5 protein-coding genes are annotated in these 11,586 nt (G+C 65.1%); 2 read left to right on the top strand and 3 right to left on the bottom strand.

What is annotated here, in order from left to right; translation table 11 throughout:
- Positions 1 to 195: 195 nt before the first annotated feature.
- Complete coding sequence (locus tag DF196_RS09850; RefSeq protein WP_241519683.1) at positions 196 to 2,460, top strand: sugar porter family MFS transporter; 2,265 nt, start codon at positions 196 to 198, stop codon at positions 2,458 to 2,460.
- Between the two features lie 3 nt (positions 2,461 to 2,463).
- Here DF196_RS09850 and DF196_RS09845 read toward each other — a convergent pair whose 3' ends face one another.
- Both DF196_RS09845 and DF196_RS09840 read right to left on the bottom strand, forming a co-directional pair.
- Positions 2,464 to 6,336, bottom strand: a complete 3,873-nt coding sequence (locus DF196_RS09845; RefSeq protein WP_109057656.1) for a thiol reductant ABC exporter subunit CydD/CydC — start codon at positions 6,334 to 6,336, stop codon at positions 2,464 to 2,466.
- A 162-nt stretch (positions 6,337 to 6,498) separates the two neighbouring features.
- The gene (locus DF196_RS09840; RefSeq protein ID WP_109057655.1) at positions 6,499 to 8,139 is read right to left on the bottom strand and encodes a sugar porter family MFS transporter; all 1,641 of its coding nucleotides are present in this window, start codon (positions 8,137 to 8,139) and stop codon (positions 6,499 to 6,501) included.
- 513 nt (positions 8,140 to 8,652) lie between these two features.
- On the opposite strand from DF196_RS09840, the gene DF196_RS09835 reads away from it, so the two are divergent.
- Positions 8,653 to 10,476 (top strand): AMP-dependent synthetase/ligase, encoded by a 1,824-nt coding sequence (locus DF196_RS09835; protein WP_109057654.1) that lies wholly within the window; start codon positions 8,653 to 8,655, stop codon positions 10,474 to 10,476.
- A gap of 93 nt (positions 10,477 to 10,569) precedes the next feature.
- Here the strand turns inward: DF196_RS09835 and DF196_RS09830 are convergent, their stop codons facing one another.
- A complete protein-coding gene (locus tag DF196_RS09830) occupies positions 10,570 to 11,469 on the bottom strand; it encodes a hypothetical protein (RefSeq protein ID WP_109057653.1) in 900 nt (299 codons plus the stop codon).
- Between the last annotated feature and the right edge of the window lie 117 nt (positions 11,470 to 11,586).

Below are 11,586 nucleotides of genomic sequence, written 5' to 3'. Positions count from 1 at the left end.
AGGACCGATACCGTTCGCGCTCATTCCCGATGAGGCACCACCACACCCTACGCGCTCAAAAAACGTGAGGCACGTCGATCCTCTGGCCTCCCACTCCCCCGATGTCTATGATGGTCAGGTACCCCCTTGTTGCGGTTGAGAGGAAGAGAGCGCATGGCGGGCCTGTTTCAAGCTGCCAAAAAACAGCGGAATCCTTTGGGAACGACCATTCGTGCCCAAGGGTCGGGCAAATATACCTTCGGTCTGGCGTTGAGCGCCGGCCTTGCGGGCCTGTTGTACGGTTACGACACGGTGTCCATCTCCGGTGCCATCGAGTTCCTGCGTTTCCGGTATGGGCTCAGCACGCTGATGGAGGGACTCGTGATCTCCTCCATCATGCTTGGCGCCGTCATCGGCGCGGCGACCGCCGGTTTCCTGTCCGATCGGTTCGGCCGGCGTCGGATCCTCATCATCGGCGGCGCGTTCTTCTTCGTCGCGGCCATCTGGAGCGCGCTGACCTTCGGCCCCATCGACCTCATCGTGGCGCGCGTGGTCGGCGGCTACGGCATCGGCCTGACCTCGGCGCTGGCCGTCACCTACATCACTGAATCGGCCCCCACAAGCATCCGCGGACTGCTGTCCTTCTCCTACCAGCTGCTCGCGGTGTGCGGCATCTTCCTGACCAACGTCATCAACTACATCATCGCATCCTACGGATCGAGCAGCTGGGACATCAGCACCGGCTGGCGTTGGATGCTGGGGCTCGGCGCGATTCCGGCCGCCGCGTTCCTGCTGGCGATGACCCGCGCGCCCGAAAGTCCCCGGTTCCTCATCCAGGTCGGTAAGACCGACGAGGGCTTCGCGGTGCTCGAGCACATCCTCGGCACCGAGCGCGCCCGCTTGCGTACCGACGACATCCGCGCATCGGTCAAGCTGGAAAACGAGATGTCGAGCGAATTCCACGACCTGTTCCGCCCTGGTCTGCGTCGCGCGCTGGCCATCGGCATCTTCCTGGCGGTGTTCAACCAGTTCGTCGGCATGAGCGCCATCTCCTACTACGGCCCGGTCATGTTCGCCAAGCTCGGCTTCGGCGGCGACACCGAATTCCTCACGGCCGCAAGCGTAGGCGGCGTGGAACTGGTGGCCACCGTGGTGGGCATGTACCTCATCGACACCTTCGGCCGCAAACGGCTCATGGAAGTGGGCACCGGCATGATGTGCGTGTTCGCACTGTGCATCTCCATCGCCTATATGCTGGACAGCTCGCTGCTCGCACTCGTGTTCGTGATGGCGTTCACCGTCTCGTTCGCCTTCTCGATGGGTCCGATTCCGTGGATCGTCATCCCCGAGCTGTTCCCCACGTATCTGCGTGGACGTGCGACCGGCCTGTGCGTGATGTGCCTGCTGTTCGCCAATTGGGTCATCGCGCAGTTCACGCCGCTGATGATCGATGGACTGGGTGGCGGCGTTTCGTTCGCGCTGTTCGGTGTCCTGAACCTGGTTTGCCTGCTTGGCATCATCACGTTGGTGCCGGAGACGATGGGTCGCACGTTGGAGGAGATCGAGCATCTGTGGCAGCCGAAGACCAAGTTGGCGGCCGCGAAGTACACGCTGAGCTCGGCCAACGCGAACATCCGCCATGCCGAAGCCACGTTGCGACGTGTGGAGAACGAGCGTCAGCAGGCGCTGGGCATCATGGCCGCGGCCCAGCGTGCGCGCGTCGAGGCACAGCAGAAGGTCTTCGATCTCGAAGCGGCCGAGAAGGCCGAGGAGGAGCGTCTGGCCGCCGAACAAACGGCGGAGAAGGCGGCGGAAGAGGCACGCAAGACCGCAATGCGGCAGTCGTCCGGGGCCGATAAGGGCACCGGAAATGCCAAGCGGAACGGCGCTGCCGATACCGAGGCCCGAGAAGGCCGGGAACACGAATCAGGCCAGTCCACCCAGCATGATTCCGGGCTGCTGCGGGCGCTCAACTCCGTGGTCATCACGGATGAGGTCACCCGTGCCGTGCAGGAGGCGTCCGAACGCATCGCGCAGGCGATTGCGCAGGCGACCGCTTCCGCCGCCGCACAGCATGCTTCGCAGACGGACGGTACCGAGGAGGTCGGCGACAGCACGGCAGACGGCGACGCATCCCATGAAGGCCACGCGCCGATGCTGGACGAGGCTGCCGCCGAAGCAGCGGCACGGGCCGCGGTGGACGCCTTGGTCGACTCGCTGCCCGCCGATCTGTCCGAACTGGTCGGACGCCGTTCCGGTACCGCAAACCGTTCCGACGAAAGCCGGCCGAAGGGTCTGAAGCCAACGTCGATATCGTCGGTGGAACGTTTCCACGATGCCGATGCGGCGCGCGGCGTACTGCTGCCCTCTGCACGCGAGGAACCCTTTGACGAGCGTACCTACCACGAGGCGGAGGACGCCCGCGAAGCCCGGGCCATCGATGAGGCCCTGGACTCGCTCGACGCCCTCATCAAGGCGTGATATTTACAGACTGAGCACGTCGTCCGCGATGCGCATGGCGGATTCGCGGTGGGAGACCAGGACCACGGCGGTACCATGTTCGCTGGCGGCCCCTCGGATGGAACGCAGGATGATCGCCTCGTTGAGGGCGTCGAGGCGGCTGGTCGGCTCGTCGAAGAGGATGAGGTCGGCCTGACGCAGGAACACGCGGGCCAGTCCGATGCGCTGGCGTTCGCCTTCCGAAAGGCGATCGCCGAGCTCTCCTACCTGCGTGGCGAGGCCATCGGGCAATGAATCGATGAGGTCAAGCACCGAAGCCTTGGACAGCGCCTCGCGCAGCCTAGCGTCGAGAGCGTCAGGCTGGGCCGCCTCGATATCCGATTCCGGCAGGGCGATGAGCAGGTTGTCGCGGATCGTGCCGTCGAACAGGTGGGTTTCCTGACTCATCATCGCTTGGATGCGGCGGCGATGGTGCGCGTCGATTGCGGACAGCGGCGTACCGGACATCGTAATCGCACCGGACTGCGGATCCCAATACCGCATGAGGAGCTTGAGCATCGTGGACTTGCCGCGGCCGGACGGGCCCTGCACGCCGAGGATGCCATGGCGTGGGATGTCGAGGCCGAAACCGGTGAGAATCGGAGCAGCGGTGGTGGCACCGGCGGCGGCCGGGTAGGCGAACGTCACATGATCCAACCGCATGCCATCGTATTCAGGGGTGGCAGTGCCGGTTTCGGTGACGGCCGGGGTCTCGTCCATGATGCCGAACAGTCGGCGGGCGGCGGCGAACGTTTGCGTGAGGTTCGCGGGCAGGGCACTCAGGGCGAGCGTGGGGCCGAATGAGCTGACGAGCAGCACGAAGGCGGTCACCAGTGCGGGGATGTCAAGCGGCTTCGCGGCGGCGAGTTTCATCGCCAGTATGGTGGCGGCACCCATCAGCAGGAACACCAGCAACCCGCCGATGCCGGCGAACCGGCCGTTGACGCTGCTCAGCTTCGCATGATCGCGCCACAGGGCGCGCGTACGGTCCTCGATGGCCCGTGCGCGCTCCTCGCCGCGGCCGAAGCGGATGATCTCGTCCAGACCGCGCATGTCGTCCAGCATCACGTCATCCAGTTTGCCTGCGGCACCGCGGATGGCCGGACCGAGGTTGTGCACGCCGGTGGCGAAGAACTTCGGCACGATCACGCCGATGATCAGGTGCGCGGCGATGAGCATGAGTGCCATCCACGGGTTGAGCGTGGCGATGACGGCCGCGTAGACGACGGTGGTGGTCACGGCGATGGCCACCGGGCTGATGGTGTGCGCGAAGAAGATCTCCAGCAGCTCCACGTCCGTGGTGAGCATGGCGATGAGGTCGCCCTTACCCTTGCCGGCGAGCTTGGCCGGGGCGAGCCTGCGCAGCGAGGCGAAGGCCTTGGAGCGGAAGAGCGCGAGCAGGTGGAAGGCCACGTTGTGGTTGAGGTACTGCTCCACGTAGCGTGTGACGCCGCGCAGCAGCGCGCATACGATCACGCCGGCGAGCGCCGGGCCCACGCCCATGCCCCATACCGGATGACCGGCGAGCGCGAAGCCTGCCACGATGCCGAAGACCGGCAGGAACGTGGCCGCGAGATGCCCGATGGAGCCGGAGACGGAGGCCGCGACCATGAGCCGCGCCAGCGGGCTGGCTTCCTTGAGGAGGCGGCCGACGACCTGCCAGGTGGTGAGTCGGGAGGCGGCCGGCGCAGGCTCCTGGCTGGCCGTCGTTTTGCCGTGCGCGGCCGACGTACCGGCATGCGTTGAACCAGCGGGAGCAGCGGCGTTATTGGTACCCGTCTTGACAGTGACGGTTGCCGCGATAGCGCCTGCAACCTGTCCGTCAAATCGTTCGATGTCGGCCTGGGTGGTGAAAAGTTCGGCGTACCGGCCGCCGGCGGCCATGAGTTCGGCGTGCGTGCCGGTTTCGATGGAGTGGCCGTGTTCGAGGACCACCACCTGGTCGGCATGTTCGGCGTTGACCATGCGGTGGGTGATCATGATGACCGTTTTGCCATGGGCCGCCGCGAGTTCGCGGATGGTGTCGAGGATCATCGCCTCGGATTCCACGTCCACGCTGCTGGTGGCCTCATCGAAGACGAACACCGGGGAGTCGTGCAGAAGCGCACGGGCGATGGCGATGCGCTGGCGCTGGCCGCCGGACAGGTTCGCGGCGTCCGGTTCGATAACCATGTCGAGACCGGCCGGCTGGGAGCGCACGAAATCGGCGATGCGGGCCTGCTCGAGCGCGGACCACAGCCGGTCGTCCGCGGTCCGGGAAGTCGAGCCGGTCGTGTCGGCGGAACCCGTCGGGCTGGCCGAAGCGGCACCGCCGACGTTCGTCGCGGCCACGGCACCGGCGGAATCGTTCCCCTCCCCCACCGGCAACGCCATCATCAGGTTCTCGCGCAACGTTCCGGCGAACAGGTGACTGCGCGCGCCGATCAACGTGACCGCACCGGCCAGCGCCTCGCCGGACAGGTCATGGACCTCCACGCCGCCCAGCATGAGCGACCCACGGTAGCCGATGAGCGAGCCGGCCAAGAGCGCGGCGGCCGTGGATTTGCCGGATCCGGAGACGCCGACGATGGCGGTGAACCGGTCCGGTTGCGCGGTGAAGGTCACGTCGGACAGTGCTTCGGTACCGTCATCGTAGGAGAAGCCCACCTTGTCGAATCGGACTTCAGGGGCGTTGTCGGAGGCCGGCAGCGCGGCCCTGCCACGGGCGGGTTCGGGTACGTCAAGCAGTGCGAAGATGCGCTTGGTGGAGGTCATGCCGTTCATGGCCACGTGGAAGAACGAGCCAAGCTGACGCATCGGAATGAAGAACTCGGCGGATAGCAGGATGATGAACAGCAGTCCGGCCAGAGTCAGCGGGAATCCCGCGCCGAACGGCATCAGGTACTGCAGGCCGTAGGCCACGTACGCGAGCGGCCCGGGCAGCTGGTCGGCCATCATCGCCGGGGACCAGCCGGCCGCGAACACGGGCGCGTGGGCGAAGCGCCACAGGGCCACGCCGATGCCGGCCGCGGCGCCGCCGTACGCCACCACGTCCATGGCGGTGAGCGAACGCAGCTGGATCTGCAGCACGCGCATGGTCATGACACGGAAGCCTTCGGCCTTCTCGTCCATTTCGGCGGCGGCTCGGTCGTCCGCGTCGAAGTTCTTCAGCGTCTCGAGGCCCTGCAGGTTGTCCAGGAAGGCGGCACCCATGTCCGTGTACCGGCCCCAGTATTTCTTGAAGGCGCGGGCGGCGGTCATGGAGACCATGCCGGTGACGATGATGATGAGCGGCGCACACAGCAGCATGGTGAGCGACGAGGGCATGTCTATCGGCGCGATGACCGCGAACAGCGTGATAGGCGCGAGGACGGCGTAGAAGAGCTGCGGAAGGAACAGCTCGAAGAAGCTTTGGATCTGCTCGACGCCCTCGCCGGCGGATTGGATGACGTCCGCGGTGGTCACGCGGGACTTGTAGGACGGGCCGAGGGCCAGCATCTTGCGGTAGAGCCTGGAGCGCAGGGCGAGCTTGACCCGTTCGGCGGCTTCGGTGCCGAGTCTGGTGGCGTGGGTGGTGGCGAGGTATCGTACGGCGGCGCACAACAGCGCAAGCAGGACGTAGATCGCGAGGTCGCCGGCCATCGGCAGCACGGCGGATCCAGAGACATCGGCGAGCGGCGTGGGGCAGATCACGTCCGGCGAGGTATCGTCGCAGTGGGAGATGTCCGGTGCCGCGGCAGCCAGCAACCCCTGCAGCAGCATGACCAGCGAGAGCATGAAGCCGATGTTGGCCAGCAGACTCACCCACATGAGCGCCACTTTGCCGGCCACCAGACGGCCGAGCCCCGGCGTGATGGCGAACAATCGTTTATCGAACATGCCTGTCGTTTCCCCCTCTTGCATACACGATGACTGCTTGTCACCGTAGCGGAAACAGCGGGCACACGCCAGACGAATTCGGGCCGGGCTCCCGAACGGGGGCTCTGGCCCGAACCAATCAACTCAGCTGAAACCGATCAGCCAAGCGGTAATCGCGTACGACTACCGGCGCTTCTGCGCGGCGACAAGCGCCTCCGCGGCGGCCTTAGTGGCGATGGCGCGTTCCTTGGCACGGCGGGCGCGAGCCAATTCGGCTTCGGCGGCCTTGATATCCGCCTCGGCCTGCTTGAGGTCGGCGGTGGCGCGCACCACTTCGAGCTGCGCGTTGGACTGCTGCTCGCCCTTCGGCTTCCACAGCTCGGCGATCTCCTCCAGGGTCTTGTCCTTGGTCTCCGGCACGAAGGTCATCACGCCGAGGAAGCAGATGAGGTTGGTGCAGGCGAACACCAGGAAGGTGCCCATGCCGCCGATGCCGCTGATCATCATCGGGGTGAACTGGCCGATGGCCCAGTTGGTGGCCCACAGGAACACGGTGCAGATACCGGTGGCGCGGCCACGCAGGTAGGTGGGGAACAGCTCCGGGATCATGATCCACGGAATCGGGCCCATGGAGAAGGCGAAGCAGGAGGTGAAGCACATCACGAAGATGAGCATGAGCAGCTGGTAGTTGTTCGCGTAGGAGAAGGAAATGCCGAGCGCGAACAGCACCATGAGGCCGGAACCCACGGCCATGAGCTTCTTACGGCCGGCCGTATCGATCAGGTACATGCCCACCACGGTGAACACGAGCTCGATGCCGCCCACCAGGGAGGAGGCCAAGAACTCGGTGTTGCCGCCGAAGCCCATGTGGCTGAACATGACCGGGCCGTAGTAGGAGATGGCGTTCATGCCGATGGCCTGGTTGAAGATGGCCAGGAAGATGCCGATGAGCAGGGCCTTGCGCAGGCCGGGCTTGAACAGGTCGGAGAACTGGGCGTTGGCCTCCTTCTCGGCCTTGATCTGGAGCTGGATCTCCTCCACGTCGCGGCGGGCCTTGTCCGAGCCGTTGATGCGTTCGAGGACCTTGTAACCTTCCTCCACGCGGCCGGCCTGAACCAGGAATCGCGGAGATTCCGGGGAGAACCACAGCGCGGCCACGAAGATGGCGGCCGGAATCGCGCCGATGCCGAGCATCCAGCGCCAGCCGAAGTCGATGCCCCACTCATGGGAGCCGGAGGAGGCAATGAAGTAGTTGATGACGTTGGTCAGGAAGATGCCGGAGATGGTCAGCAGCTGGTAGGCGCTGGTCAGGGCGCCGCGGATGTTGGTCGGGGCGGACTCGGTGATGTAGGTCACGGCGAGCGCGGCTGCCAGGCCGATGCCGATGCCGCCGATCACGCGAGCCAGGATCAGCGTGAACGGGCTGAACGTGAAGGCGCTCCACAGTGCCGCCACGAAGAAGAACGCGCCGCCGAACATGAGGATCTTGCGGCGGCCGTACTTGTCGGACAGGAAGCCGGAGAAGCCGGCGCCGATTACGCCACCGATCATGATGGAGCTGATGACCAGGCCCTGCAGCGCCGGGCTCAGCGCGTACTTGGACTGCAGAAAGTCGATGGCGCCGGAAATGGACACGGTGTCGTATCCGTAGAGCAGACCGGCCAGACCGGCGCTCAGCGCCAGGCCCACGATGTAACGGCCGGAACCGCGGCGCTGGTGCTCGTCCTCTTCCTCGACCGTCTTGATGGGTTCGCTTGTCGATGTCGCTTGACTCACTGCAGTGACCTCGCGTTTCTTGGTTTTCTCTGGGGTTCTTCTTCTCAGGTGGCGCGGCGTGACGTTGCGTCGCCGACGATGCCTACAAGGGTGTCAACGCTTGGTTTCATCCGGACGATTCAGCTACTTCCGACCGGCTGTTAGCGTTAACACGATTCTTGCCGAAAAGATATGCTACCCCCTATCGGACGGCTTAATGACCAAAAATGAACTCCGAGAGCAAATCGTTGCCAAACCGTTATCGTTCGGGGTCATTATCAAGAGCCGCCACCCACGGCACCATCGGGGACACCGTTCGGGGTTACCCCTCCGTATGCTTCGCGGGCTAGGCCCCGCCGCATCCATCCCGAATCCGCACCGCATCCGCACCGCTTCCTCCACATCCCGGCCATCCTTGTAGGCAACCGACAAAACGCGCGCCCCAACTTCTCCGGTACGCACAACGCGCGGCCACCCTACGCGCGCGTAACCTCATGGACAGAATGGCCGAAATCGTCAACAGCCATCCCCGAAAGACTTACGACAGAACGACCCCGCACACCCTAAGGAACCCACGCATCCATGCTCACCGAATACACCACCCCCGGCGAATCCATCACCCTCAACGACAACCAGACCATCTACTCCCTGCTCACGGACCGACTCGCCCGCACCGGCGCGGACACGGTCATCGCCGCCAAGAAACTCGGCCCCGGACGCTGGCAGAACATCACCACCGGCGAATTCAACGACCTGGTGACCCGCACGGCCAAAGGCCTGATCGCGCTGGGCATCGCCAAGGGTGACGCGGTGACCATCTTCTCCTCCACCCGCCTCGAATGGGGCATCCTCGACTTCGCGCTGGCCGCCGTGGGCGCGGTGAGTGTGCCGATCTACGACACCGACTCTGCCTCCCAAGCCCAGAACATCATGAACGATTCCTCGGTCAAGCTGGCCATCGCAGACAACCGCGAGCGCTTCGACCGCCTTGACTCGGTGAAGGACCGCTGCCCGTCCCTGAAGCAGATCCTCATGATCGACGGCAACGCGCTGGGCGCGCTGGAGGGCTTCGGCGTGGCCGTCTCCGACGAGGAGCTGGCCGAGCGCGTGGCCACCGTGCACATCGACGACCTGGCCACCATCGTCTACACCTCCGGCTCCACCGGCACCCCGAAGGGCGTGGAACTGACGCACAAGAACTTCGTGTCCATCACCATCGCGGCCTCGCAGGCGCTGCATGAGATGATCCTCGACGACCATCCGCGTCTGCTGCTGTTCCTGCCGCTGGCCCACTGCTTCGCGCGTTTCATCCAGTACGCCTCCATCGCCTCGGACGACGGCGTGGTGGGCTACCTGCCGGATACCAAGTCGCTGCTGCCGGACCTGCGTTCCTTCGAGCCCACGTACCTGTTGGGCGTGCCGCGCGTGTTCGAGAAAGTGTACAACGCCGCCTCACACAAGGCCGGTGCGGGCTTCCGTGGCCGCCTGTTCCTCAAGGCCGCCGAGGCCGCGCGCGTCTGGAGCCGCAAGGAGCAGGCCGGTGAGAAGCATACGTTCGCGGAGATCGCCGAGCGTGCGAAGTACGAGACGCTGGTCTACCGCACGGTCCGCGGCGCGTTGGGCCCGCGCATCAAGTACGTGGCCTGCGGCGGCGCCCCACTTTCGCTTGATCTGGCGCACTTCTACAACGGCATCGGCCTGCCGATGATCCAGGGCTACGGCATGACCGAAACGGCCGCCCCGTTCGCCGCCACGCGCGTGAGTGACAACGTGATCGGCACGGTGGGCCAGCCCGCCCCCGGCTCCTCCGTCCGCATCTCCGATGAGGGCGAGCTGCAAGTCAAGGGCCCGAACGTGTTCCGTGGCTACCACAACCTGCCGGAGAAGACCGCGGAGGCGTTCACCGCGGACGGTTGGCTGCGCACGGGTGACCTTGCGGAAATCGACGACGAGGGCCGCATCACCATCACCGGTCGCATCAAGGACATCATCATCACGGCCGGCGGCAAGAACGTCTCCCCCATCCCGTTGGAGGAGGAGATCGCCAAGTGCCCGATCGTGGAGCACTGCGTGGTGGTGGGCGACCAGCGTCCGTTCATCGGCGCGCTCGTGACGCTCGACCCGGAGTCGCTGGCGGTCTGGCTGCCCGCGCACGGCCTGTCCGTCGAGACGCCGGTGGACCGTCTGGCCACGAACGCGGCGGTGCGCGAGGAGATCCAGCAGTACGTGGACAAGGCGAACGCCACGGTCTCCCGTGCCGAATCCGTGCGCAAGTTCGTGGTGCTAGATACGCAGTTCACGCAGGAGAACAAGTGCCTGACGCCGTCCCTGAAGGTGGTGCGCCCGGCCGTGAACCGTGTGTTCGCGGATGTGATCGATCGCGAGATCTACAACGGCAAGCGCTGAGTGGGCGCAATAGCTGGTTGTGATCACCCGGATTGCCCCGCTCAGGAATGTCCAGCGAGGTAATCCGGGTATATGACAGTCATTCCGCCATTGTCAGCCGCCAAGCGCGTAGAGCACTTCGTCGTATTCCATGATGATGGTGTCATCCTGCCCGGACTTGCCGGATTTGCCCGACTTGCCGGACTCGGTCTGGCCGGCCTGGCCGGAACCCGTATCGGTGGACTGCTTGTCATCAGCGCCGACCGGGATTGACGGCTGGTGCTTGAGCACATAGGCGGTGTTGGGGTCGTCCGTTTGCTCGATGCCGCGCGAGAACCGCTTATCCGAGACGACCACCTCGCCTTTACGCCACCACCATTCGCGAATCTGTCCCTTGCCGTCGTGATGGACGGTCACCGGGTCGAGGGAGCTTGGTTTCTCGGCCCAGTCGGCGCTGATGTTCGGGTCATACCAGAGGATGCGCACCGAGACGCCACTTGAGTCGTAGGACGAGGAGCCGTTCGCGGCATCATCGGCCTGCTGCGTGGGCCCCGTGCCGCGCACCACGAGCTTCAGCACGGATTCGCGTCCGGCCTTCACGTCATCGACGAACTTGTCGATGCGCTTCTGATCCGGATTGAAATACCACGGGTACGACTCACCGTCAGAGTATCCGTGCCAGCCGGCCACGGCCTCGCCGCCGTACACGTAGCCGTCCGATTCCAGCTGCGCTTCGGTGACGTTCGGGTCGAGGGCGACCAGTTCGTCGTAGATCTTCTGTGAGGTCATGCGCGTGGAACGCTGCCAGACGAACGCGCTGGTCACGATCACCGCGAACGCCAGGAACGCCGCCAGCAGCCACCACCAGAGCGGGCGCGCGGCGCGGCGATCCGGATTGTCCGAATTGTTTGGATTGACGACTACACGCCCCGGATTGCGTTCCGGACCGCGGCTTCCATTGAGCACGGGCGTATGGTTGCGCAGTGCCTGCATTGCCTGCATTGCCTTGTTCATCGCGGGCCTCCTTGCTCGGGTGATGGTTGTTTGGCCATTCAATCCATCCCGGATGCCGGCCGACCCGTTCAGCCAAAATCGGCGCGGTCCGCGGCCTCGGATCCCAGTCAGGGAGGC

Origin of the sequence: Bifidobacterium callitrichidarum, from assembly GCF_003129905.1 — a bacterium.
In the GTDB taxonomy this organism is placed as follows: Bacteria; Actinomycetota; Actinomycetes; order Actinomycetales; family Bifidobacteriaceae; genus Bifidobacterium; species Bifidobacterium callitrichidarum.
The sequence above is the reverse complement of the archived record's forward strand: the minus strand, read 5'-3'. Positions and strand labels throughout refer to the sequence as shown.